The following is a 23,296-nucleotide window of genomic DNA, read 5'->3' as shown; positions in this document are numbered from 1 at the left end:
TTCCTAATCATCCGCACTCACCTGCTTTTCGTTATGACTCAATTATACAGAAAAAAAGGTACAGCCTCTTCAATTTAATTGAATGACTGTACCTTTTTCTATGAGATGGACTTTTTCAGTGGCCTCGGAAGATGCCCGGCGTCTTTCTTTTCGAACCCTTGTATGAGCGTGCGCTCCGCAAGCCTTAACCTTGTGCCGTATCCATGTTCATGTAGTTAATGGCCCACAGGTGGCCGTCCAAGTCCACGAAGCCCCAATGATACATGATCCCATGATCTTCAGGTTCAGCGTGCAATTTCCCGCCCAAGGAGACAGCGGTATTCACGATTTCATCGACCTTTTCCCGGCTCTCGAAGGCCAATGCGATCGTCATCTGCGCATACTTGCTCGTATCGACGGTTTCCCTCTCCGTGAGCGTATTAAAGAATGCTTGATTGATCAACATGACCTGCAGGTTGTCGCCGATCACGATGGCTACCGAGTTCTCGTTATCGGGGAATTGCGGGTTGAGCTCGAATCCGAGTCCGGTGAAGAACGCTTTCGATTGTTCTACGTTTTTTACAGGCAGGTTGAAGCTCGTGAATGCGGACGTTAATGCCATTTTCAAAACACCTCTTCGTCAAATTTAGTTTGTGTTCATTTATGCCTTCGTTTATTTAGACGACAGCCGCTCCGGGAATTCATCGGTCTCATGGAGCTCAATGGACTAAAAAGAGAGAATAGTAATCTCGGATATAGTCTGCAAGGCAAAGGATGTGGCGTTTTAAGTTATCCGTTAGCTGGTTCGAGGGGAAACGGAACTTCTTTTGGGCTGAATCTCTGGTTACGGGTAAATTGTTGTGGAAAATTACTGTGGGCAAATACCAAAGAGCACTTAGACGTTATGGATAATTATATCACTTCGTCTTTACGAGTCCTAACGGAACTCAAAGACGTTATTCGCTAGATTTTTGGTAGCTTGAGGCTCATAAGGGAACTAAGCGACGTTATTTGCACTATTTTGATGGTGGAGAAAGGCCATTCGGATGAATAAGGGCTTACAGATCCGTAAGAATCCATAAATGCGATTTTTAGCGCAAATAAGGTCTGTGAGTTCCGTAAGCAAATTTGTCATCGCCGAAAAGGTCATTTCGCTATCGTAGAACGATAGCTCAACCAGAACAGGGAGCAGGCCGGCGTGGCGTTGCTCCTATGTTTGGCGATGGAAAATTCTATTTTCCAAATGCTTATGACAAAGGCGCCACCATAAGGTAATGGCATGCCTTATATTTTGCCTGATCTCTTGTAGAATTATTGAAAGTTGGTCTAAACTGGAAGGAAGTTCTATTAGAAAATGGAAGTGGATTCCTAGAATCGCGTATCAGACGAAGCGTTGATTCTATGAATCCGTTAGAGAAATGAATCTACCATTCAACAAGCAGGAGAGATCGGCGTGAGCGATGAGCGGTCGCAATATGAGTTGGTGAACCAGGCGAAGCAAGGCGATCAAACGGCGTTGTCCGAGCTCATTCGGCTGCATCGGAAGAAGATGCTTCTGTGGGCAAACCGAATTGTTCGGAATACGGCGAGAGCCGAAGACGTCGTGCAGGATGCTTTGGTTCAAACGATTCGCCGAATAGAAAGCCTCGAAAATCCGGACAAGCTGATGCCCTGGCTGAGGACGCTCGTGCGGAACCAAGCCTTAATGGCGCTCCGATCTAGCGGATATCGCCGCGAGACGCCTATTGACGACAGCGCCGCCGAGGAGGTGGGGCCAACCCTGTTGGGGACCGCTCCGTACGATCCTTCGTTGCTCGCCATCGGCTCGCACGCGCTGGAGGAGACGAAAGCGCAGCTAGGTCGATTAGGCGAACGGGAGAGACAAGTGCTTGCCTCGCACGTGCTTGAAGGATTGACCGTCAAGGAAACGGCCGAACGGCACGGCATGAACAGCGGCGCGGTCTATACCGCATTGTCGCGCGCCCGGACCAAATTGGAAGACTATCGGTTCGAGGCCGAGCTGGGCAGCTATATGTCCGCTAGACGGCGTTCCGGCAAGGATCTATGCGGCTCGGCCGTCCACGCGTCCTATGGCCGTTATGCCGGAGCCTACGATACGTTGATGTCCATGATGACGATCACCGCGGCATCCGCGGGAATGCGCCGTATCGGGTTAACCGATCTGTTCGCCGCGACGGGGCATGCCTTCCGGTTTCACGCGGCGAAGGACTTGGGAATAAGCGGGCCTTACGCCTTCGATTGGAGCCAATCGGTCCGCACCGGCTGGAAGCATCTCGGCATGACGGTTTCCCTGCATGGAGGGCCGGGAGTGCCTTTGCGGCGGCCTGAGCAGCTCGCCGCCTGCATGGACGACATGCATCATGCGCTCAGACAAGGTATGCCGGTCATCGGTTGGGGTCTGCACAAGCAGGAGTTCGGCCTTGTCACCGGTTATGACGATGGGAGCGGCAGTTGGGCCGTCATGGATACGTCCGTGAACGGCAAGCGTCTATCATATTCTGAGTTGGGACGCGGACGTTCCCAACCGGAGTGGTTCGCCGCCGTGCCGGGAAAGCCGCTGCCCGGTACCTACCGGAACGGGATCGCGAGCCTGCTCCTCCATGCGGTTCGCTGCATTCGCGGCGAAGCGGATGGGATGCCGTATTCGGTTAGCGGCGCCGCCGCCTATCGCTTATGGATCGATTCATTCGATCGGCAGCAGCCGGTTGAGCCGCTCAGCGTCGCTTATAACCTGGCGGTTGTCGCGGAGGCGCGCAGTCATGCCGCGGCGTTCCTTCGCCAGTGCGCCGCCGGGTCTTGGCATGGATCCGCCTTCCCGGAGCAGGCTTGCGCCGCCATTCATCATGCGAATCGCCTGTTCGAGCGAATCGCCGAATCGATGGGACGCGTGTCCGAGCTGTTCCCGCTGCCCTTCGGCGCCGATCCCGCCGCTCCGGGACCGGCCGATCGGACGGCTCAGCTCTTGAGCCGCGCCCTGCAGCTCGAGCTCGAAGCAGCCGATTCGCTGGAGGAGGCGGCCTGGTCGATACAACGCTATTCCTCGTTCCTGACGGATTGACCATAAACTTTTTAGCGTAAGGTGTAAGAATTTCGGCAGGGGATGCATCACCCTTTATGAAGGCAAATGAACGCCTAACCGAAGGAGGAAAAGGAACGATGGGACAACAAACGACATTCGAAAACGCAAAAGGGAATCATCCGATCCAAAACAAGGTGGGGGGCGTATTCATCCATGTCCGCAACATGGAGCGTTCCGTGAACTGGTATCATAAGCTGTTCGGCATGCCGGACCGGTCGACGACGACGGAGAAGGTTCACGCGATCGCAATGGACGGAGGCTCCGACTTCGTTCTGGATCAGAACGGTTACGACAGCGGGTTGGCGAGCGGGGAAAGAGCGTTGCTCATGCTGAACTCTTCAAACGTGAGGGCGGCCTATTCGTTCGTCAAGGAGTCCGGCATCGAGATTGTCGAAGATATTATGGACTTCCCGGGAATGGCGTTCTTTACGTTCCGCGATCCGGACGGCAACTTGCTCATGATCTGCGGCGACCCCGGAAGCGAGGAAGAGGCGGCGCCAGTCCAGGTCTCCAAGGCATCGATTCGCTACGATGCGGGCGGCGCGGTGCTGAGCGTCAGCGAACATGCGGCTCTTGCCAAGGAGACGGCGGAAGGCATGGAGCTGACGGGGAAGGCGTATACCGATACCGAGTACCGGGTACCTGTAAGGCTCGAAGCGAAGGTGCGTCTCGATAAGGGCTCGTTGTTTCTGAGCTTCGGTCCGCACGGTACGGCGGCCTTGAATTTCGGCAACTCTCCCGAGGTGAACGAGAAGGGGAGCGGCGAGGATTTGTTCATTGTTCATCCGGCGATGAACAAACATTTTACGTTTCATGGCAAAGGAGGCGTTCCGGTCGGGCAGTGGGCGCGCGTCTCGTGGACCATTCAGGAACGGTTTATGGACATTCATATCGACGGCCAGTTGTTCCATAGACAAGAAGGTTACTTCGGGGGCGCGAGCGGTCATGCCGGAATCGCCGGGGTCATGGGGCAAATCACGCTCAAATCGTTTGCGGTAGAAGAGCTGACCGCAGACGAGAGCCCATTGTTTCTTCCAATCGGAGGCAGCGCCGGCAAGGAAGACCGGCTTATTGCGGATCCTTCGTGCCATGCGATGTCCATGGCGGAAGGATTATGGCTCGGATGCGACGATCGGAGAGGCTTCGCCCGATCCGGGAGCGTGTACGAGGCTCCGTTCGTCCTGAAGGCGGAAGTGTCGAGCTCCACGCGTTCAGCCATTCTTTATGCCGGATCAACCGAAATGCTTCGGTGGAACAGCGAAGGCAAATTGTGTTTCATTGATCCGGCGACGAAGGAGGAAGCTTGGATCGACGACGCCTCTCTGCCCTATGGAGAGCTGGCGCGAATCGAGTGGAGGCTGGAGGGAGGCCGCACGTCGCTCGCTCTTGACGGCCGAGTCGTGCTGGATCGCGAAGGCGACTATAAGGCATGCCGATTCAGACTCGGGATTGGCGCGGAGCCGGGAAGCGCGGTTACCATCAAGTCCGTAAGCTTGAACTAATGGAAGAGGCCCCGAACCGGCTGCCGGTTCGGGGCCTCTTGCGCCATATTCGGTTACAGTCTAGACAATCTTTCTCTTACAACCTCTGAGCCTGTGGCGATCGCGCCGCTTCTCACAGCGGTCATGATTCTGCCGAATACGATGTCGGAGGGGCCGTTCGCTTCCGTCACGGCTTCCATCAGGGCGTTGCCGATATTGTTGGCGCCGCTTCTCATGACCGATCTCATTAAGGACCGGGAGCCGCTGTTTACCTGCTTAGCGATTTTTTTGGCTTTTTTGGACATGCGTTTCACCTCCTTTCAGAGCGCAAGAGGAAAGCCGCCGTTTCCTATACGTTTACTTTTTCTTTTTTGCCTTCGCTTTGTTCTTCTTCTGCTTTCCTTGCTCTTTCTCCAATTCCTTCTGCGCCCATCTGACGAGAAGGGTGCCGATCGCGCGGGTCGCATCGACAACCACGGTGTTCGAAACTTCGCTTAAGACCGATTCGACCGCCGGACGGTTCGCGACCTGCTGGAGCCGCTGAGCGGCAAGCGGCTGCACGGTGGAACCGCCCGCCTCGGTCTCCAATCTGCGCCATACATTGGCGGCATCCGCGTTCCGGCCGATGCGGGCGTACGCCTCCCCAAGCTCGTAAACAATCTTCGCGTATTGCTCCGCATCCAGCTGCAGCTCGCCCCGCTGCTGCTGCTCGATTACGGCTGTGTAATCTTCGATGGCCGTTTGCGTGCGCTGGAAATATTGTTCCGGCAGGTTAAACGCGTTTCTGCCGCGGAGCTGCCGGATGACCCCGTCCCGCGGGCTTGCGGCGACCGCCTGATCCAAGTGCTTCAAGCCTTGAGACGCCCATTTGTATTTCTCCGAAGTATCCGATTTGTCCCTCGCGACCAAGACCATCGCGCTGCCGAAATAAGCCTCCAATAATGGACGACCCTTGTAGCTCTTAAACAGCTGTTCCAGCTGCGCGTACGCCTGCTGCACGGCGGCCGAATCACCCGCCACTCCTCTGTTGTGAAGCTCGACGGCCTGCTGGAATAATGCGTCGAAATTCCCTTGGACCGCGCTGCTTTTGACGCTTTCGGCATTCTTTTTTTTCGGTTTGCTCATGGAGCTTGCCTCCTCTCATTCTCCTTTATATTAGGTAAGCCGAGCCAGCAGCAGCGCGACATGCTGCGCCATGTCCGCTCTCCCGGCGGTTTCGTAAGCCTTGCCCAAGTTTACCAGCACATCTCTGACTTCGACCGGAGTAAGATAGCCGGCAGCGGCTTGATTCCGGTTTAAGAGGAAAGAAAAGTCCTCGATTGCCGTTTGCGCCGTCTGAAAATGTGAATCCGGGAGCCGCAGGCAGACGTTGGCCCGAAGCAGGCGCACCTCCTTGTTGCCGGGATCGATCGCAGCGGCCCGGTCCAATGCCTCCAAGCTTTCTCTAGCCAATTCCTCTTTCACCGTAAGCTTAGCGGCATCACGAGCTAATAAAGCCAACGAGCTGCCGTAATAGGCTTCGATGATCGCGTTCCCGGGCTGGGACTGGCGGAGCTTCGTTAGTCTTTCGTTTGCGAGCTTTACGGCTTTCTGGTCTCCATCCACGCCTTCCCTATGCAGCTTTTTGATTTCCTTCAGCTGGTTCTCATAGGAGCCGTCATTTGCCAATTCGATCAACCTCCATATGCCAATATTAAGCTTCGTGATCCTTTGAAAGCAGAGCTTCTACCCTCAATCTCTCAATTGAACGAACGCTATTTCTAGATACTTTATGAACGGTTTTCAAGATGCGACTGGATAAACTACTAATTCTAGCAAAAATATATGTTTGTCCGAAGCAACTCTAATCAATCTTGCATTTGTTAATAGAGATTCTGAAGAGGAGGAGGCGTAAGTATGCGGCTTTATGAAGCGATCGCAAGGAGACGGGAGGTTCGGACGCCATGAAAATGCAAACGCACAAAATGACGGTTTCGATGGACGATCATTCCTCCCACCTGGAGGTGTTCAAGCAGTTCTTCAAAGCGTTGGACGATCAGTCTCTTACTATTGAAAAGCTGCCCCGGCAGGATATCGAAGACTACCAGCTGCAAGCAATCAACGCGGCGCTTGCCCATGTCTGGGAGAGAAACGAATATTATCGCGCCAAGCTGGAAGAGCATGGCTTCACGAAGCCGGTCATCGATAGTCTGGAGCAGCTGGCGGACGTGCCGATGCTGAACAAAAACGTCATTAGAGGCGACAAACAAAAAATTCTGTGCGTGGAGCCGAAAGAGATTGGGCAGGTCCACCTGACAAGCGGGACCTCGGGCAAGCCGATCTATACCGCATATACGCTGGCCGATCAATACGTGTACGATTTGCTTCCGAAATACTTGGAGCTATTCCAAGAATCCGACGTCGATGTGGCGGCAGTCGCTTTGCCGTATGAATTCGCGCTGCCCGGACTCGGCTTCCAGCGGTTGTTCCAATTCGCGTTCGGAACGGCGGTCTTATCGCTTGGCAAAGGCGGTTATATGGCTCCCGTCGACAAGTCTCTCGAGCTCATGAAGGAGTACCAGGCCACGGTTCTCGCGACGACGCCTTCCTACGCGGCTCTGCTCGCCGAAGAGAGCGAACGGTACGGCATCCGGATCGGGGAGGATATCAAGCTCAAAAAAATATACCTGACCGGGGAAGGATGCTCCCATACGTTCAGGCAGCGGCTCGAGAAATGGTGGGGCTGCGAGGTATCGTTCTTCTATGGTTCGACCGAATGCGGCGTAGTCGCGGTAGAGTGCAGCAAGCATAAGGGTTATCACGTCATGGAAGGACATGTCAAAGTCGAGATCGTTGATCCGGAGACGGGACAGAAGCTGCCTTACGGCAAAACAGGCGAAATCGTGGTGACGACGCTGCTGCGTGAAGCCATGCCGATGATCCGCTATCGATCGGGAGATATCGGCTACTTGCAAAAATCCAGCTGTACGTGCGGATTGACAATGGACGTTCTTCATCTGAGAGGCCGGATGGAGAACATTATCACGCTCGGCGGCGAGGATTATTCCCCATTCATGCTGGAGCACTTCCTGATGGAAATACCCGATGTGGGCATGTGGTATCACTTTAAGCCTGGAGAAGGAACGCTGAAGATCGAAGCGGAGCCGTTCCGTACGACGTTAACCGATGATCAGCTGGCGGAAAAAATTAAAAAGCATATGGCCGACCGCATCGGCGTGGCCTGCGAGGTCGACATTCGCCGGGATATTCCGAGAACCTTCGGCAAAGCGACCCGGATCCTTATTTAATCAGGAGGTGAGGGTATGAAAAACGGGAGGGAGCGGGAGGCGAAGTTCGGCGGGCTTATGTCCCGGCTACAAAGATCTCCCCTATACCAAATGAAGCTCCGGAATCATTCAAGCCGGCATGCCTGGATCGATCGCATTCAAGAGCTCCCGTTGACGACCAAAGAGGATTTGCGCCAGGCGGGCACCTTCGGACATTTGGCGGTCGATCGAAAGCAGGTCGCGCAATATTTCGAGTCGACGGGAACGACCGGCGAACCGTCCGCTTCCTGGTTCACGGCCGAGGATCTGACGACCGGCGGGAGGCAGCTGGCGGCCTGCGGCGTCGGACTGACGGAGGACGATCTCGTGCTGATCCGTTTCCCGTACGCCCTTGCTCTGCCGGCTTTCCTCATGCAGCAGGCCGCTTCGCAGACCGGGGCGGGAGTCGTGCCCGCGAGCAGCCGCACGGTCGTGTCGAAGTATCCGCGTGTCCTGGAGCTGCTGCGGCGCTTGCAGGTGTCCGTGATGGCGGGGCTGCCGCGGGAGATGGAGCTGCTGGCCGAGACGGCGCGCCTGCAAGAGCTTGAACCGACTCGTCACTTTCCGGCTCTAAGGGCCATCTGCGTGGCAGGAGAGCTGCTGGGCGCAAGCAGGAAACGGCACATCGAGAAGCTGTGGGGCGTACCCGTCTTCAATATGTATGGCTCTACGGAAACGGCGAATATCGCCACGATGTGCGAATACGGAAGCATGCATATTGTCGAGGAGGACTTTGTGGTCGAGGTGCTGCAAGAAGACGGGGGGGGGCCGATTGCTCCCGGAGTCAGAGGCTTTGCCGCAATTACGACGCTCTCCCACCAAGGCTCTCCGCTCCTTCGTTATTTCAACGGCGACGTCATTTCGGTCGACCCGCCCGGCTGTTCCTGCGGCCGGGAGACGGCGAAGCTGACGCATTACGGCAGGGGCAAGGAGCGAATCCGCTTAGGAGAAGCGGTCTTGGACGCGCTGGACATCCAGGAGGCGGTCTATTCATTGTCGCCGGCGCCCGACGCCTGGAGAGCGATCGAGCTGGAGAACGGTCTTCATTTTGTGCTGGACTCCCATCTGAGCGCTGAGTGGGACGAGGACGACATCCGGTCGGTCTTGTCGGACGCCTTGCGAGTGCCCGTGTCGGTCGAAGTCGTCGGGGACGGCTTCTTGCTTGACCGCGCGTCACTCTTGGATAACACGCCATCGACCAAACCGGTCTATATTCAGAAAAGATAAAGAGAGGAGGGCTCATTCATGAGCTCAGAGGGAAAAAAGGAGGGAGCGCAGAATCAAAAGCTCCTCGTCAGCCGGCAATATAAAAGCGAAGATACGGTGATCCGCGTCAAGCAGACCGAATTCGGGGGGGCCTCGCACGTCTTGATTGCCGGCCCGTGCTCCGTCGAATCGCGCGAGCAGCTTCTGACCGTTGCGCGGGCGCTCAAGGCCGCGGGCGTGGAGGTGCTGCGGGGAGGCGTTTACAAACCAAGAACGTCTCCGTACGATTTCCAAGGGCTCGGCGAAGAGGGTCTTGTTCTCATGAAGGAAGTCGCGGACGAAGTGGGCATGGTGACGATCAGCGAAATCATGAGTTCCGAGCAGATAGAGAAGGCTTCGCCTTATATTGATATTTTCCAAATCGGCGCCCGCAATATGCAAAACTTCGATTTGCTCAAAGCCGTTGGCCGAAGCGGCAAGCCGGTGCTGCTGAAGCGCGGACTATCGGCTACGATCGAAGAATTTATATTCGCCGCCGAATATATTCTGGCAAGCGGCAACGACCAAGTCATGCTGATCGAACGCGGCATTCGGACGTTCGAGAAATGGACGCGCAACACGCTCGATATTTCCGCGGTTCCGCTTCTCAGACAAGAGACGCATCTGCCGGTGTTCGTCGATGTTACGCATTCCACCGGCCGCAAGGATATTATGCTTCCGTGCGCCAAAGCCGGCCTTGCCGCAGGCGCCCATGGCATCATGGTCGAGGTGCATCCGAATCCTCCGGCCGCGCTGTCCGACGCCAAACAGCAAATGAACGTGGACGAATTCCACGCATTCTGGAACGGAGTCCGCGATTCGGGCTTATACCGCGAATAGGAGGCGGAACGTGGAAAAGGTAGATGTATGGTCCCGCCTCATCTTCGATATGCTTCTGGTCACGGACGGACGAACCACGGATCTGCTTGAAACGTTGCTGGGCGAGAAGATGCATGTCACCGTCATGCGCCAAGAACAGTGGAATGAGGGGGAGGGCGAAGCAGAGGAAGGCTCGCCTTATTACTTGAGAGAATCGGTGTTGAGCGGCGCGGGGAGCGGATTCGTGGTATCCCATAATATTGCGCTGGTGCATTCCAAGAACGTGCCGCAGGCTCTGTTCGAGAAGATTGCGCACAAGGAAGAAGGAATCGGGAAGGCGATCAGCAGCATCGGCGTGGAATCGTTCCGGAAGGTCATCGAATCCGGGAGGCTGCGCGGCGAAGAGGCGGTCGACTTGTTCGGGAAGCCGGTCACTCTGCGTTTCCCTGCGTTAAGCAAGCCGGTGCCTTACAAAAAATACGTCATTTATTTCGGACTCGTACCCGGCATTCAGTTGCTTGAATATTATAATCCAGAGCTTATCCCATACCGGTTGAAACGGCTAGAGCAAGCGGACGGAGTGTAAAAAGAAAAAAGACCGCCTCCCGGTCCAGCGGGGAGGCGGTCTATTCATCACTTCTTCGGTCTATGAATGAATCCCCAGCCTAGCTGGATCAGTTGTTCGCCAGCGTGGCGGACGCCGGTTCTGAGGGCCGCGAACAGCTTGCCTGACGGAATCTCCTCTGCGCGGTTCGCATCGAGCAGCGATTCCAAAACCTGCTTGCCCGCTATATCCGCGCCGCTTTTCACGGCTTCCGAATAGAGGCTTGCGAATTCCGCGAATTCGCGTTGAATGGCGTTGAATAATTTGGACTCTTCTTCATTCTCCTTGGACAACGGCTGCACCTCCTTCCGGTACCGACTTTCATCACGAGCGGCTTCACCTGGAATCGTCTTGCTCCGGCGAGTCTAACAGGACGCGCTCATCCGAAGAGGGCGAGTCCTCCGGATCGCTTGCCGCCGCATCGGATCTCGTTGCTTCGCTTCGAATCATCACGGCGCGACCCTTACCGTTTTTTTGCCGCAGGTCCAAGTACATCTTGAGGAGAGCAAGCGCGACGCCAGCGACAAGAACAAACGTGATGACTCCGGCTAACGTTAGTCCTAGGATAAAGATAGCTCTATCCGTAATGCTTAATTTTTTCAAATTCATAACACTAGTCTCACTTCCTTCTAAAGGGATCTAGTAGCCTTTCATATAAACCAATATATGTGCGGGTTCGTTCGTACATATGGGTGCTTGGCTAGCCGCTCCGTAAATCCGCTATTTGCCAGCAAAGCGGGCGATATCGTATAGACAGGAGGTCATTATTCATGCCATCGGGTGTGATGCGGAAAACATTGTCGTTGGCTCTTCTCGCATCGTTAATCGTGATTCTACAGGCTAATGCCATTACCGCTGCTTTGATCTGGGCAGGGGTTGCTTCTCTGCTGCTGCTGGACAAAACGATGAGAGCTTTTGTTCTGACCACTTGCTGTCTGGGAGCCGGGTTCTATCTTTATCTGACCGTAAATGCGATATGGATTGATGAAGTGAAGCCCCACTCGCTGCATATTCTATTAAACCGCGCTTCGCTAGTCATCATGCTTATTCCGCTTGCCGCGTATTCTTTGCTTGTGAAGCGGCCGCTTATGAACTATTGGAAGAAGCCCAATTGGAACGATTCGTTCGACATCCCCTGGATCTGGCGGGGAATACGCCGTACGACGGTCAGTAGGTTTTATCTGATCGCTCTCTCCGCAAGCGGAATCGCTTTCTTGCCGTTCGTCATCCGGAACGGGTGGAGCCAGCTCCAGCTCTACGCATTGTTCGCTCTGCTATTCGCGGTCATTAACGTGCTGGAGGAGCTGCTGTGGCGCGGCGTGCTTCTTAGCCGGTATGCCGAGCAATTAGGCGAGAAGTGGGCGGTCGCGGCGACGAGCATCGGTTTTGGGCTGCAGCATTACGCGCTTGGTTATCCGTGGGGGGCTTGTATCGCTTTTGCGGTCGGCGGCCTGTACTTCGGAGGCGTGACGGTTCGATCGGGGAGCATCGCGCCGGCCATCTTCTGGCATGGCAGCATCAACGTGCTGATGGTGCTTAGCGGTTTAGTTTTCGCGCGTTAAGCCGGGTTGAAGTTGAATTTCCGTCCCGACTCTACTAAACTGGACATATGTTCCTGTCGTTCCAATGGGGGCGCTTCGGATGCCAGTAGAGGAGTGAGTCAACTTGTTTTTGCATTTTATTACAGAACGCGAGCACAAAGAAGCTTTCCTGGAGCTAGCGCATCGCATCGCGAAGTCGGACGGCTTCGTGAACCGCAATGAGTGGAACTATATTCAGGGCTGGGAGAACGAGCTCGGCCTGGACGGCTGGGAGCCCAGCGCGGATGCCAGTCTGTCGACGGCCGATCTGGTCGGTCATTTGAAGGACGAACGGCTGAAGCATATCTTCCTGGCCGAGATGCTTCTGCTTATCTTCGCGGACGGTAATTATAACGACGAAGAGAAACGGATTGCCGGCGAGATGCAGCAGCTGTTCGGCTATGATGACGAGACATTCGCGAAGTTCCGGAAATGGGTCGAGCAGATGAATAAGCTGAAGGTCGAAGGCATGAAGCTGATCCTAGGCACCTAGCAGGAAAACCGCGGAAACGCGGTTTTTTATTTCATCCCAGTATATGTAAATAGCAGCCTCGAATGGGAGTGAGGTTCTGTGAATATGCGCAAATATGCCGGCAACCCACCACGCTTCCATAAAAGTAGCTGAAAAACTAGGAATGAAGCTTGAAAAAAGATTCATGAATAGGAGAAATCGCGATATACTCACTTGCTTATATGTTAACTAGCCCATTGAGAACACGACGGCAGCCGGCGGTTGCTTCTTTAAGTTTTGACACCCTGGCACGCATGTGATCCACCCCGAACGCCAACGATCATTTTGCCAAAACGTGAATATAGTGTGTTAACCAGTTGAAGGGGGTATTACCATGGGTGCGAGGGTTAAGTATAGGTCGTCCGACGTTGATTTGTTGGCGCGGCTTATGAGGGGCGAGGCACAGGCGGAAGGCGAAAAGGGTATGTTAACGGTTGGCGCTGTCGTGGTTAATCGGGCCGTAGTCAGGTGTTCGGACTTCAAGAACGTCAACAATATTAATGATGTTATTTATCACTATATGAATGGCGATGCCATGTTCGACGCCATATTGGAACCCGAGTTTTATCAGAAGACACGGGAACGAGAGCGGCGGCTAGCTGAACAGACCATAAGAGGCTGGCGAGAATGGCCTTCAAAATACTCGCTGTGGTATTTCAACCCGTGGGGGCCAACAACTCAAGCTTGCCCCGCAGAGTGGTACGGTCAACCGCTCGCGGGTGTCTGGAAAAATCATTGTTTTTACCAACCCACAAGCACGGAATGCGCGGAAATTTACCGATAAAATCGGAAGAAGATTAAGCCTAACTGGGAACGATCGCTGAAAAAATGACCAAATGAGGCTGCCGGTGTCGATAGGCAGCCTCGTTACGTTAACGGAAGTATAGGGTTGACTAAACAGCAGATATGCTGATTTCTTTAACCAAATCAGCCAATTTGGATATTCCCCACTCCAGTTCATGCATCTTGGCATAGGCATAGGAAATACGCAAGAAGCTTCCCGCATTTCGATCATAAATAGATCCCGGATTTAACAAAATCCCTGCTTTGTATGCGCGATCAAACAGCATTTGCATCGGTACATCCACTGTTAGCCGGATCCAAATATAAAAGCCGCCTGAAGGCACCGACCATGTCGCAATTCCCAAGAAATAAGTATTCAACAGCTGAAGGGTCAGATCCCGTTTCCTCTTCAGGTGCTCTCTAATTTGGGTTACATGCTGTTGGTACAAGCCGCTTTCCATCCATTCGGCGGCGGCCCGCTGGGATAGGGAGCTTGAACCATAATCAAACTGCATTTTGATATCAGCTAACCGTTCGATCACCGGTTCCGGCGCGACAACCCAACCAATTCTAAGACCTGGACTTAAGGATTTGGATAAGCTCCCCAGGTATAGAACTAAAGCATTCGGGTCCCTGGCCTTGAGCGGCAAAGGCGGAGGATCATCGAACCAAAGCTCCCTGTATACGTCATCTTCAATAATGGGGAGTCCTTCATCCGCGCAAACCTTCATGAGTTCTTGTCGTCTAGACTCTGGCATCAAACAGCCTGTTGGATTGTGGAAAGAAGGAATGGTATAAAGCAGTGAAGCATTATAACCCTTTTTGTAACGGCTTATCAAACTTGTCTGTATGCCCTCTACGTCCATGGGAACACCGATCAATTTCATTGCGTTTGATTGAAAAACATGTACGGAATATAGATAGGAAGGCTTCTCCAAAAGGATGGATGCGCCTCTTGGAAGCAGCCCCATAGATATAAGCTGTAATCCTTGGAGCGCACCGGATACGATCAGTATGTTGGAAGGGGAGGTTTGGATATGGAGATCACGCAAGTATTCCACCACTTGTTCCCGCAAATGCCGGTTCCCCTTTGGCTCTTCATAGCCCAATGAAAAGGGTTTTGCTGAAAGCTTCTCAAAAATTTGCTTCATCTGTTCAGAAGGAAGCAAATCCGGAGAAAGCTCTCCAGTTCCAAGGCGAATAATTCCTTCTTGAAATTCAGCGCGGTTAATATGCTGGATGGCAGGTTGATTCGGATAATAAGTGCCTGCTTGCACATAAGAGCTCCAATCTGGAGGAGGCGATGCCGCGAGCAGATTCCATGTGTTATTGATGACTTTAGTTCCGCCTTTGGTGTTACCCTCGAGTAATCCCTCGGCCATTAAATCGTTCAGTGCGCTTACAACTGTACTTCGATTCACATTAAAAAGCTCAGCCAGCGCGCGCTGCGAAGGGATTTTGGTCCCCACGGCCCACTCGCCGAGTGATATTTTATTTGTAATAAAATCCTTAATTTGAATGTAAAGTGGAGTTTCGGATGAGAAGTCCGGTTTCCAGTCCATATGAAGTTCCTCTCCTTTGAGTCTAGTATAACAATTGGTTGGTATAGTGGTCATCCATTTGGGTGGAGACGAAATGCAAGATCGATTTATACTAGAGAGTATTCTTTACAAAGAAGGAGAAAATGATCTTGCTGGAGATACTATTTCACGGACTACTTTTAGGCTTTGGGCTTATACTGCCTTTAGGGGTTCAAAATTTGTTTGTATTTAATCAAGGTGCAAATCAACCTTCCTATTTCAGAGCACTTCCTGCTATTATCACGGCGTCCATTTGTGATACGATTCTGATCTCCATAGCCGTACTAGGCGTGTCTGTAGTCGTATTCACCTTCTCTTGGCTAAAGGCAGTCCTCTATGGATTCGGATTTGTTTTTTTAATTTATATGGGATGGGCGATCTGGAGGAGTGAGCCTAACGAGAGTGCATCGCAACGACAAAGTGAACCCAAAAAGCAAATTCTGTTTGCCGCTTCCGTATCCTTACTGAATCCTCACGCTATTATGGATACAATCGGGGTCATTGGTATTAACTCTTTGAATTATAGCGGTGCAGAAAAATGGATGTTCACGATCAGCATTATCCTCGTCTCCTGGATTTGGTTTTTTGGGTTAGCGTTCGTTGGTCGCCAGGTAGTGAAGCTTGATTCTAGAGGTAAGTTCATAACCCAAATAAACAAGGTTTCGGCAATCATTATTTGGGGTATGGCTATCTACATGGGGTTATCACTTTTCCGCTGATATTTGGGGGGAATGAACTTTTTCCGTTCCGATGACGTTAGTAAATTATCGGCCGTGCCGGTAGATATGAAGGGGGGAGGCGGTCATATTGTCTAAAAAGACAGCTCTACTCATCTTGCTAGCTATCTGCATGATGCTTGCGGCCTGCACGAGGCCATATGGTCATTACAAGGACGATGAAATGGTGGGCACGATCAGTTCGATCAATGCACAGAGCCGCGGCATCGAAGTGGATATATCCGAATGGACCAAACGGGACGTTCGCGGCGGGGTTAACGATTACGGCGTCTCCATCCTGATAGAACAAATGGAGGATTTGGCTATCCGGCACGAAGACGGCTCGGAAGCCGACTTCGCAGACCTGAAAGTCGGGCAGAAGGTGTTAGTCAATCCGCCCCGGCGAGACAAGCAAGCAGCTTACCAAGCCGAAGAAGTAATTCTGCTGGAGATGACCTATGAAGAGAAATACGACTCCTTATTATCCCCTGGCAAAAGCCGATACGAAACGACGGTAATGTCGGGCAAGGATAACGAGCTAACGCCCGAAATGAGAGAACAACTCATGGGGCTGCTTACCAGTACGAATACCAACATGAGCTTCGGCGACGTATTTCCCGAGCATCATATTGTGGATTTTGAGAAGGAGCTGGGCATTGAGCGGTATCCCGTTATGCTCGTCTTCGATCATAAACAAATGTTGCTTAAAACCTACGACGTGGAAGAGCTAGCGGAGTTTCTTAAAGGAGCGCAATAGCTGCAGTCTTAGCAGGCCACTGTATACTTATTTCCATCCGCGAGCATCGCGGATTTTTTTTCGTCGAACGACATGAAGCGAAAATCAAAGTCATCCCGTCTAATAGGGTGGAGGTGAACATTCCATGAAGCCGGCCGGCTTAATGAACAAGGAGCATTTCTCGAAGGATCCCGCAGGAGCGCTTGAACAGCTGATGGAAGCTTATGGCACACTCATTATGCGCACCGCTTATTTTTATACTGGAGACCGGCATCTCGCGGAGGATATAAGCCAGGAAGTTTTCCTGCGCGCTTATCGCAATTGGACTTCCTTCCGGGGCAACAGCTCGGTCAAAACGTGGCTGACTGCGATTGCCGTCAATGTATGCCGAGACAAAATGGGCGTTCGGATGTTCGCGGAGCAGCCGACCGATTTCAGCCGGATCGACAGGGGACGAACGATTAGCGCGCAGGACGAGGCGCTGGCCAGACTGGAGAAAAGCGAAGTCCTTCAGCATTTGCTTCGACTGCCGCTGCCTTATCAAGAAGCGCTCTATCTGTATTATTATTTGGATCTTAGCACGCGGGAAATCGCGGAAGCGACCTCGGTTCCCGAAGGGACCGTGCGAAACAGGCTGCATCGGGCGCGGGAAGCGATGGCCCGCGAGATCAAGAAGGAGGAAGCGATCAATGACCGACAAGGATCGTAAATTACGCGAGCAGCTTCGCGTGGAGGCAAATGATCTGTTATTCGCAGGCTTGGAAATGAGCGACCGAATGAAACAACAAATCAGGCAGCAAGCAGCTGCTGAGAAGAAAGGAAGGCGAAATGCAATGCCTAAAGCTTGGGTTTTGGGAACGGTTGGAGCGGCCGCGGCCGTGCTGCTGTTCGCGGCGTTCCCGCTGCTTAATCAATCGGAGGTAACTCCAGTCCCGTCCGATCCGCCCGTAGTCAGCGTGCCGTCAACCAATGATGGGGCGGTCGGAACAGGAAGCGGCTCAGGACTTTCGGAGTTGATCACAACGACGGTAGGCACGGTTGAAGAGGCGAAGGCCGCATTCGGGGAAGGACTTCTTGTGCCGAATGCTTTGCCGGAAGGATTCGCACTATCGGAAATCGTTACCGTGGGTATGCCGGGCGAGCCCGTAAGGGACGCGATATTCACTTATACGTCGGGGGAGAAGACGATTACTTTCGCTGCAAGCCGAATGCAGGCCGCTTTTCCGGCGGAGCTGTTCACCAAGACGCAGGTTGGAGGCGTGGACGCGCACGTCTTCGAGCAGCCGGAGCTTACCGAGCTGTTCTGGGTCGTGGACGGCGTGCAATTCTCCATTACCGGCCCTCTGACGGCTGACGAAGCCGTCGCTGCGGCTGAATCAGCCGTATAAAAACGCGAAGCCAAAAACTGCGCTTCAAGCCGTTCACTCCAGGGTGAACGGTTTTTTTGCAGGTTGACGGCAGGTTTGATTGAAGCTATTATAGATACATAAAGTCTGTAATTAACATAGCTGTAATATTAGATTTTCACCATTGAGGCGTCGCTTGAAGAAGCGTTTTTTCTTTTGGATTTATTATGGATATTTATTGTCTATAATGACTTCATAACAATTGGAGGGATTAAGATGAACCATTATGATTGCGCGATTGTCGGCGGCGGACCGGCAGGATTAAACGCGGCGCTTGTGCTAGGCCGGGCAAGACGAAGCGTTGCTTTGCTAGACAACAACCAGCCGAGAAACGGCGTAACGCACGCTTCGCACGGCTTCCTTACTCGAGACGGCGTACAGCCGGCCGAGTTCCGGCGGATCGCTTACGAGGAGGTGCTGAAGTACCCATCCGTGCAGCATGTGCAAGAGAAGGTAACCGAAATCGAACGAACGGAACAAGGCTTCGTCCTTCATGGGGCCTCGGGTGTTCAAATAACGGCTCGCAAGCTGATTCTGGCGGCTGGATTAAGGGAGGAGCTGCCCGAAATCGAAGGCGTTCGGGATTATTACGGAAAAAGCTTGTTCGTCTGCCCGTTCTGCGACGGCTGGGAGCTGAAGGATCAGCCGCTAACGGTCATATCGGACACCGCGGCCGCGTTTCATAAGACGAAGCTCGTCCTCAATTGGAGTTCGGATGTCGTCCTATGCACGAACGGCAGCGACCATCTGTCGGCTGAACAGCGGCAGCAGTTAGAGAGAAGAGGCGTGCAAATCGTAGATACGCCCGTCGTCTCGGTTTCGGGGCGCGACGGCTTGCTGAAGCGGGTTCATTTTGCGGATGGAACATCGATCGAGCGGAGCGGAGGCTTCGTGGATCCCGTTCAAATACCGAATGCTGCGTTCGCCGAAGCCTTGGGCTATCAAACGACGGCTAACGGCGGCATCGTAACCGATCCGATGGGCAAAACCAATGCAGACGGCGTATATGCGGCAGGCGATTCGGCTTACGTAATGCCTTCCCAGCTCATCCTGGCGGCGGCATCCGGCAGCAAAGCGGCCATGACCGTCTTCGCGGACCTGGTTGAAGAGGATTGGCAGGGCCTGGAGCAATAGCGATAGCTTCCTTCGTTCGTACGAAATTTCATAATCGGCTATAATGGTGACAGTTAGAAGGAAAGGAAGCAGCCATTATGAAATGCATCGTAATCGGAGCAGGCATTCTCGGAGCGTCTGCGGCTTATCAGCTGGCCAAAAGGGGAGAGGAGGTGCTGTTGATCGACCGGCAGGATCATGGGCAGGCGACGAACGCCGCCGCCGGCATCATTTGCCCTTGGCTATCGCAAAGGCGAAATCAATCCTGGTATCGTCTGGCGAAGGCAGGCGCCCGCTATTATCCAGAGCTCGTGGATGAGCTGAAACAGGACGGCGAGACGGACACGGGATACGCTCGGGTCGGTGCGCTGCATATCCATCAGGAGCCGGAGAAGCTTGCGAAGCTGGAGGAGCGAGCGCGCCTGCGCCGCGAAGACGCCCCGGAAATCGGAGAGATCGCGATTTGCGGCGAGCAGGAAACCGTAGAGCGCTTCCCCCCGTTGTCGGATGTCTATCAAGCCGTGCATGTAAGCGGCGCCGCCCGTGTAGACGGCCGAGCGCTTCGCGACGCGCTGATCCGATCGGCCCGGAGACACGGAGCCGAATTTCGAATCGGCGATGCGGCGCTGACCTATGAGCAGAATCGCGTGACGGGAGTTGCGGTCGACGGGCAGAGCATCCCTGCGGACAAAACCATCATTTGCGCGGGAGCATGGGCTGCTCCTCTGCTGCAGCCGCTTGGCATCCGGTTCCTGGTGAGCTATCAGAAAGCGCAAATTACGCACGTTCAGCTTCAGACTAACGAGGACACCGGCGAATGGCCTGTCGTCATGCCTCCATCGAATCAATATCTGCTTGCATTCGAAGACCGAAGAATCGTCATGGGCTCGACGCACGAGGATGTGACGGAGGTGTACGATACGAGGGCGACGGCTGGCGGCATGCAAGAAATTTTATCGAAAGGACTAGCCGTAGCGCCCGGATTGGCCGATGCCACGTACTTGGAAACCCGAGTAGGCTTCCGTCCCTTTACCCCCGGCTTTCTTCCGGTCATCGGCGAGATTCCCGGCTGGGAGGGGCTCGTCGCGGCAAACGGACTTGGCTCATCGGGCTTAACCGTGGGACCGTTCTTGGGCCTGCAGCTGGCCAAGCTGGCGATGGGGCTGCCTCTGGATATCGAGGCGCATGAGTACGATATTCGAACCGCAATTGGATCATAAAAAGCCGCGCGAATCGCGCGGTTTTTTTATTTACACTTAAAATATTTCGACAATTAATTTTTAATATTTTTCAATTGTCATTATCGTACAAACTTCGACAAAGGAATTTATTTATTCAGGTCGAATGGATTAATAAAATAAAATTAATAAAATAAATATTTTTTTACGGATATGAAAGGTGTGTCAACCAATGCTGCTTGTGCAAGACTCCTTATTTACGAATGCCTTTCAATATGCTTCGATCGGGATGGCCCTGGTGGATCTTGACGGCAGGTGGCTGAAAGTGAATCCCGCCTTATGCAAGCTTCTGGGATACTCCGAAGAAGAGCTCTTAGAGCTTACGGTCCATTCCGTCTCCTTGCCCCAAGAATTGCAAAGAGACTTCAGATTCGTTCATAAATTGATTGAAGGGGATATCAGCACTTATCAGGTGGAGAAGCGTTATCAGCATAAAGAAGGATATAGCGTATGGGCTCAGCTGACCCTGTCTATCGTCCGGGACGCCAAGAACAACCCTGTTTCTTTTATCGCTCAAATTCAGGATATATCGGCATTGAAATGCAAAGTGGAGAAGCTGAAAAAAATAGAGCAGGTTTTTGATATTTTATCCACGTACTCGCAGGATATTATAACCTTCATAGGGCCTGACGGCACTTTCGAATACGTGTCTCCTTCCGTAAAAGGCGTGCTCGGCTTCGAGCCATCGGATATAGTTGGCAGAAGGTCCGGCGATTTCGTCCATCACGAAGATGTGGATTTACTCTCGAAAACGATTCTAACGCCGAACGCCGAAGCCCATACGATTACATACCGCTCCCGACATGCGGACGGTCATTACGTCTGGATGGAAACGACGATCCGAACGATCCGGGACAAGGACGGACAGATCGAGAAGATATTCGGTATAGCCAGAAATATTACGGAGCGCAAGGAAGCGGAGGAGATCCTGCTTCATTCGGAGAAGCTGACCCTTGCCGGTCAATTGGCGGCGGGCATCGCGCATGAAATCCGAAATCCGTTAACCGCGATCAAAGGCTTCTTCCAGCTTATGCAATCCGGCATGATGAAAGCGGCTTATTATAACGTTGTCGATGAAGAGTTCGGACGTATTGAAATGATCATTAACGAGCTGCTGGTCTTGGCGAAGCCTCAGGCCGCCAGCTTCGCCAATCAGGATATAGCGGCTCTTCTGGAGCATACGGCGACGCTGTTGGAGACTCAGGCGATTCTTAATAATATTCAGCTGAACCGATCCTATCAGCATGCATCGTTTATGTTGGCTTGCGATGGAAATCAAATGAAGCAAGTATTCATTAATGTTCTGAAAAACGCGCTCGAGGCCATGCCGGACGGCGGGGAGATCGACATCGGTCTAACCGTTCAACGGGATAACATCTGCATCCGCTTTCAGGATCAGGGCTGCGGAATTCCGAAGGACAAGGTGAAGCGGATCGGACAGCCCTTTTTTTCGCTGAAGGAGAAGGGCACGGGACTCGGCATGATGCTCAGCTTCAAAATTATCGAAAACCATGGCGGTGTTTTGAGCATCGACAGCGAAATCGGCAAAGGCACGCTAGTCGAAATTTCATTGCCGATCCAGCGTCGATAAATTTCCGTTCACGAAGCTCCTCCTCACATCCGTTCAGCCTTTTTTCAGCCTGTCCTTATCCTTTTCTAAGCTGCCGCTCATCTTCGTTTCAGACTCGAGTTTTATGATGGGATTGTACGATAAACTCGAGTCGGGAGGAGGTGGCAGCATGAAGAAGAATCATATCGTATGGTGGGCGGTTGCAGGCATGGCCGTAATCGGAGCGGTCCTGCTGATCGCGAATTTGCTCGGGACGCACGGCTACACCAACTACGTCTATGTGCAGCATGGACCGGGCAGGGGCGGACACGGCGGATTTATGGTTCGGCAGGTCGTCCATCAGCAGCCGTTTGCAACTGGGCTCGGGCCGATATGGGCGATGTTGAAGCTTATTGCTCTGGCGGGAATCGTCTGGCTGTGGACGAAAGCATCCGGCATCATACGCGTGGGTTGCGCGATCGCAGCCGGTTTGACGCTATCGAGCTTGTTATCGCCGCTATGGGGCGTACTTGGCCTGGTCATACTGCTGACGTTACGGCCAAAAGCCAAAGGCGTTGAAGATATGGGGCCGTCGTATATGGGCATTGTTGCAGAGCGGCACGGTATTCCTGCCATGGATACTGGAAGCTTCTTGGACGAATGGGAACGCGACGCGAGAAGATAGAGTGGAAAGCTAATGATGAGGAGGAGTTCGGAATGGGAGTATTCAAACGGGTAAAAGAGATTGCGGCGGCGGATATGCACGCTTTGCTCGACAAATGCGAGGATCCGGTGACGATGGCGAAGCATGGCTTGCGGCAATTGGAAGAACAAATCGAAAAAACGACCGAGGCTCTAGCGGCGCAGCTTGCCGCTGAGCAAGAATTCCTGCTGCTGATCGAGCACACGACGCAAATCGCCTTGAAACGGATGCGTCAAGCGGAGCTCGCGGTAGACCGCGAAGAAGAACGGATCGCAGAGCTCGCGCTTGCGGACAAGCTCCAGCAGGATAAGCTGCTGCATGGCTACGAACAGACGCTTGCCGTCATCCGAGGCCAGATCTCGGCGCTCAAGCAAGAGCTTGTCCGGCTCAAAGAGCTGTATCGTGACTGGAACAACCGTCTGCATTTTCTTGCGCTAAGGGCGAAGGCCGCCCGCGCCATCGAGAGCGCATCGGCTTATACGTCATATCGTGCCGACCAGGCTGTACGCGGCTTCGACCGTCTGGAAGAGAAGGTTCGCATGCTGGAGGCCGGCGCGTCGGCGCGGCAATTCTCGACTGTCCCGCAGCAGCCGACGCTGGAACAGCTGGAGCGCCGCGAGGCGGTTCAAGCCGAGCTGGAACGCTTGAAGGCTGCGCGCGGAGAGAGGCAAACCGGTTAAAGATCACGCCAAAAAACGCCAAAAGGAGCCGAGCACAGCGCGAGGCCACTGAAGAACTTACGCATTTTCAAGTGAACAATAAAGTTCAAACAAAAAGAAGATGTCCACACCCATATATTGGGATGGGCATCTTCTTTTTGTAGGTTATTTTGCTTGTATTCTCGGGTA

24 protein-coding genes and 1 pseudogene are annotated in these 23,296 nt (G+C 53.3%); 18 read left to right on the top strand and 7 right to left on the bottom strand.

Annotation, left to right across the window (positions count from 1 at the left end; all coding sequences use genetic code 11):
- Nucleotides 1-184: 184 nt before the first annotated feature.
- Nucleotides 185-601, bottom strand: coding sequence for a VOC family protein (locus NQZ67_RS29460; protein ID WP_257453019.1), 417 nt, complete (start codon nt 599-601; stop codon nt 185-187).
- A gap of 831 nt (nt 602-1,432) precedes the next feature.
- On the opposite strand from NQZ67_RS29460, the gene NQZ67_RS29455 reads away from it, so the two are divergent.
- Both NQZ67_RS29455 and NQZ67_RS29450 read left to right on the top strand, forming a co-directional pair.
- Nucleotides 1,433-3,058: an RNA polymerase sigma factor gene (locus NQZ67_RS29455; protein ID WP_257453018.1), complete on the top strand. Its 1,626-nt coding sequence runs from the start codon at nt 1,433-1,435 to the stop codon at nt 3,056-3,058.
- Between the two features lie 98 nt (nt 3,059-3,156).
- Nucleotides 3,157-4,581 (top strand): VOC family protein, encoded by a 1,425-nt coding sequence (locus tag NQZ67_RS29450; RefSeq protein ID WP_257453016.1) that lies wholly within the window; start codon nt 3,157-3,159, stop codon nt 4,579-4,581.
- Between the two features lie 53 nt (nt 4,582-4,634).
- Here NQZ67_RS29450 and NQZ67_RS29445 read toward each other — a convergent pair whose 3' ends face one another.
- The 3 genes from NQZ67_RS29445 to NQZ67_RS29435 are packed head-to-tail and all read right to left on the bottom strand — an operon-like array spanning nt 4,635 to nt 6,228.
- Entirely contained in the window at nt 4,635-4,865 is a 231-nt protein-coding gene (locus tag NQZ67_RS29445; protein ID WP_257453013.1) for a hypothetical protein, read from the bottom strand.
- Nucleotides 4,866-4,917: 52 nt separating this feature from the next.
- On the bottom strand, nt 4,918-5,685 hold the full coding sequence (locus NQZ67_RS29440; RefSeq protein WP_257453011.1) for a hypothetical protein: 768 nt from the start codon (nt 5,683-5,685) through the stop codon (nt 4,918-4,920).
- Between the two features lie 30 nt (nt 5,686-5,715).
- On the bottom strand, nt 5,716-6,228 hold the full coding sequence (locus NQZ67_RS29435; RefSeq protein ID WP_257453009.1) for a hypothetical protein: 513 nt from the start codon (nt 6,226-6,228) through the stop codon (nt 5,716-5,718).
- Nucleotides 6,229-6,503: 275 nt separating this feature from the next.
- Between NQZ67_RS29435 and NQZ67_RS29430 the strand changes: the two genes are divergently transcribed.
- From NQZ67_RS29430 to NQZ67_RS29415, 4 genes and pseudogenes are all read left to right on the top strand, one after another.
- Nucleotides 6,504-7,847 carry a phenylacetate--CoA ligase family protein gene (locus tag NQZ67_RS29430; protein WP_257453008.1) on the top strand — a complete coding sequence of 448 codons (1,344 nt, stop codon included), beginning with the start codon at nt 6,504-6,506 and terminating at the stop codon, nt 7,845-7,847.
- A gap of 15 nt (nt 7,848-7,862) precedes the next feature.
- Nucleotides 7,863-9,092 (top strand): phenylacetate--CoA ligase family protein, encoded by a 1,230-nt coding sequence (locus tag NQZ67_RS29425; protein ID WP_257453006.1) that lies wholly within the window; start codon nt 7,863-7,865, stop codon nt 9,090-9,092.
- Nucleotides 9,093-9,107: 15 nt separating this feature from the next.
- Nucleotides 9,108-9,950: pseudogene (locus NQZ67_RS29420) on the top strand (bifunctional 3-deoxy-7-phosphoheptulonate synthase/chorismate mutase); the annotation flags it as partial.
- Between the two features lie 10 nt (nt 9,951-9,960).
- Nucleotides 9,961-10,515, top strand: a complete 555-nt coding sequence (locus tag NQZ67_RS29415) for a 4-hydroxybenzoate synthetase (RefSeq protein ID WP_257453002.1) — start codon at nt 9,961-9,963, stop codon at nt 10,513-10,515.
- Nucleotides 10,516-10,562: 47 nt separating this feature from the next.
- Here NQZ67_RS29415 and NQZ67_RS29410 read toward each other — a convergent pair whose 3' ends face one another.
- On the bottom strand, nt 10,563-10,826 hold the full coding sequence (locus NQZ67_RS29410) for a hypothetical protein (RefSeq protein WP_257453000.1): 264 nt from the start codon (nt 10,824-10,826) through the stop codon (nt 10,563-10,565).
- A gap of 43 nt (nt 10,827-10,869) precedes the next feature.
- Nucleotides 10,870-11,142, bottom strand: a complete 273-nt coding sequence (locus NQZ67_RS29405) for a hypothetical protein (RefSeq protein ID WP_257452998.1) — start codon at nt 11,140-11,142, stop codon at nt 10,870-10,872.
- Nucleotides 11,143-11,303: 161 nt separating this feature from the next.
- On the opposite strand from NQZ67_RS29405, the gene NQZ67_RS29400 reads away from it, so the two are divergent.
- The 3 genes from NQZ67_RS29400 (at nt 11,304) to NQZ67_RS29390 (ending at nt 13,408) form a co-directional block, all read left to right on the top strand.
- Nucleotides 11,304-12,095, top strand: a complete 792-nt coding sequence (locus NQZ67_RS29400; RefSeq protein ID WP_257452995.1) for a CPBP family intramembrane glutamic endopeptidase — start codon at nt 11,304-11,306, stop codon at nt 12,093-12,095.
- A gap of 103 nt (nt 12,096-12,198) precedes the next feature.
- On the top strand, nt 12,199-12,606 hold the full coding sequence (locus NQZ67_RS29395) for a TerB family tellurite resistance protein (RefSeq protein ID WP_257452993.1): 408 nt from the start codon (nt 12,199-12,201) through the stop codon (nt 12,604-12,606).
- Nucleotides 12,607-12,958: 352 nt separating this feature from the next.
- The gene (locus tag NQZ67_RS29390; RefSeq protein ID WP_257452990.1) at nt 12,959-13,408 is read left to right on the top strand and encodes a cell wall hydrolase; all 450 of its coding nucleotides are present in this window, start codon (nt 12,959-12,961) and stop codon (nt 13,406-13,408) included.
- A gap of 109 nt (nt 13,409-13,517) precedes the next feature.
- On the opposite strand, the gene NQZ67_RS29385 is transcribed toward NQZ67_RS29390, so the two are convergent.
- Nucleotides 13,518-14,969, bottom strand: a complete 1,452-nt coding sequence (locus NQZ67_RS29385; protein ID WP_257452989.1) for an aminotransferase-like domain-containing protein — start codon at nt 14,967-14,969, stop codon at nt 13,518-13,520.
- A gap of 128 nt (nt 14,970-15,097) precedes the next feature.
- Between NQZ67_RS29385 and NQZ67_RS29380 the strand changes: the two genes are divergently transcribed.
- From NQZ67_RS29380 to NQZ67_RS29340, 9 genes are all read left to right on the top strand, one after another.
- Nucleotides 15,098-15,706, top strand: a complete 609-nt coding sequence (locus tag NQZ67_RS29380) for a LysE/ArgO family amino acid transporter (RefSeq protein WP_257452988.1) — start codon at nt 15,098-15,100, stop codon at nt 15,704-15,706.
- 88 nt (nt 15,707-15,794) lie between these two features.
- Nucleotides 15,795-16,460, top strand: a complete 666-nt coding sequence (locus NQZ67_RS29375) for a hypothetical protein (RefSeq protein WP_257452987.1) — start codon at nt 15,795-15,797, stop codon at nt 16,458-16,460.
- A gap of 124 nt (nt 16,461-16,584) precedes the next feature.
- Entirely contained in the window at nt 16,585-17,148 is a 564-nt protein-coding gene (locus NQZ67_RS29370) for an RNA polymerase sigma factor (protein WP_257452986.1), read from the top strand.
- Entirely contained in the window at nt 17,129-17,827 is a 699-nt protein-coding gene (locus NQZ67_RS29365; RefSeq protein WP_257452985.1) for a DUF4367 domain-containing protein, read from the top strand. Before NQZ67_RS29370 ends, NQZ67_RS29365 begins: the two co-directional genes overlap by 20 nt.
- Nucleotides 17,828-18,061: 234 nt before the next feature.
- Nucleotides 18,062-18,979 carry an NAD(P)/FAD-dependent oxidoreductase gene (locus NQZ67_RS29360; protein ID WP_257452984.1) on the top strand — a complete coding sequence of 306 codons (918 nt, stop codon included), beginning with the start codon at nt 18,062-18,064 and terminating at the stop codon, nt 18,977-18,979.
- Between the two features lie 74 nt (nt 18,980-19,053).
- The gene (locus NQZ67_RS29355) at nt 19,054-20,178 is read left to right on the top strand and encodes an NAD(P)/FAD-dependent oxidoreductase (RefSeq protein ID WP_257453021.1); all 1,125 of its coding nucleotides are present in this window, start codon (nt 19,054-19,056) and stop codon (nt 20,176-20,178) included.
- 190 nt (nt 20,179-20,368) lie between these two features.
- Nucleotides 20,369-21,787 carry a PAS domain-containing sensor histidine kinase gene (locus NQZ67_RS29350; protein ID WP_257452982.1) on the top strand — a complete coding sequence of 473 codons (1,419 nt, stop codon included), beginning with the start codon at nt 20,369-20,371 and terminating at the stop codon, nt 21,785-21,787.
- Nucleotides 21,788-21,935: 148 nt separating this feature from the next.
- Entirely contained in the window at nt 21,936-22,430 is a 495-nt protein-coding gene (locus tag NQZ67_RS29345; RefSeq protein WP_257452981.1) for a hypothetical protein, read from the top strand.
- Between the two features lie 32 nt (nt 22,431-22,462).
- Nucleotides 22,463-23,128, top strand: coding sequence for a PspA/IM30 family protein (locus tag NQZ67_RS29340; RefSeq protein WP_257452979.1), 666 nt, complete (start codon nt 22,463-22,465; stop codon nt 23,126-23,128).
- The last annotated feature ends 168 nt before the right edge of the window (nt 23,129-23,296 follow it).

Source organism: Paenibacillus soyae, from assembly GCF_024623455.1.
GTDB classification, from domain to species: domain Bacteria; phylum Bacillota; class Bacilli; order Paenibacillales; family Paenibacillaceae; genus Pristimantibacillus; species Pristimantibacillus soyae.
Note: the sequence above shows the minus strand (reverse complement) of the source record. Positions and strands in the feature narration are given on the sequence as shown.

Bases quoted from the DNA above. Each gene is read 5' to 3' on its own strand.
- NQZ67_RS29460 (WP_257453019.1), bottom strand. From the start codon at position 601: ATGGCATTAACGTCCGCATTCACGAGCTTCAACCTGCCTGTAAAAAAC.
- NQZ67_RS29450 (WP_257453016.1), top strand. From the start codon at position 3,157: ATGGGACAACAAACGACATTCGAAAACGCAAAAGGGAATCATCCGATC.
- NQZ67_RS29445 (WP_257453013.1), bottom strand. From the start codon at position 4,865: ATGTCCAAAAAAGCCAAAAAAATCGCTAAGCAGGTAAACAGCGGCTCC.
- NQZ67_RS29440 (WP_257453011.1), bottom strand. From the start codon at position 5,685: ATGAGCAAACCGAAAAAAAAGAATGCCGAAAGCGTCAAAAGCAGCGCG.
- NQZ67_RS29430 (WP_257453008.1), top strand. From the start codon at position 6,504: ATGAAAATGCAAACGCACAAAATGACGGTTTCGATGGACGATCATTCC.
- NQZ67_RS29425 (WP_257453006.1), top strand. From the start codon at position 7,863: ATGAAAAACGGGAGGGAGCGGGAGGCGAAGTTCGGCGGGCTTATGTCC.
- NQZ67_RS29405 (WP_257452998.1), bottom strand. From the start codon at position 11,142: ATGAATTTGAAAAAATTAAGCATTACGGATAGAGCTATCTTTATCCTA.
- NQZ67_RS29400 (WP_257452995.1), top strand. From the start codon at position 11,304: ATGCCATCGGGTGTGATGCGGAAAACATTGTCGTTGGCTCTTCTCGCA.
- NQZ67_RS29390 (WP_257452990.1), top strand. From the start codon at position 12,959: ATGGGTGCGAGGGTTAAGTATAGGTCGTCCGACGTTGATTTGTTGGCG.
- NQZ67_RS29385 (WP_257452989.1), bottom strand. From the start codon at position 14,969: ATGGACTGGAAACCGGACTTCTCATCCGAAACTCCACTTTACATTCAA.
- NQZ67_RS29370 (WP_257452986.1), top strand. From the start codon at position 16,585: ATGAAGCCGGCCGGCTTAATGAACAAGGAGCATTTCTCGAAGGATCCC.
- NQZ67_RS29365 (WP_257452985.1), top strand. From the start codon at position 17,129: ATGACCGACAAGGATCGTAAATTACGCGAGCAGCTTCGCGTGGAGGCA.
- NQZ67_RS29360 (WP_257452984.1), top strand. From the start codon at position 18,062: ATGAACCATTATGATTGCGCGATTGTCGGCGGCGGACCGGCAGGATTA.
- NQZ67_RS29350 (WP_257452982.1), top strand. From the start codon at position 20,369: ATGCTGCTTGTGCAAGACTCCTTATTTACGAATGCCTTTCAATATGCT.
- NQZ67_RS29345 (WP_257452981.1), top strand. From the start codon at position 21,936: ATGAAGAAGAATCATATCGTATGGTGGGCGGTTGCAGGCATGGCCGTA.
- NQZ67_RS29340 (WP_257452979.1), top strand. From the start codon at position 22,463: ATGGGAGTATTCAAACGGGTAAAAGAGATTGCGGCGGCGGATATGCAC.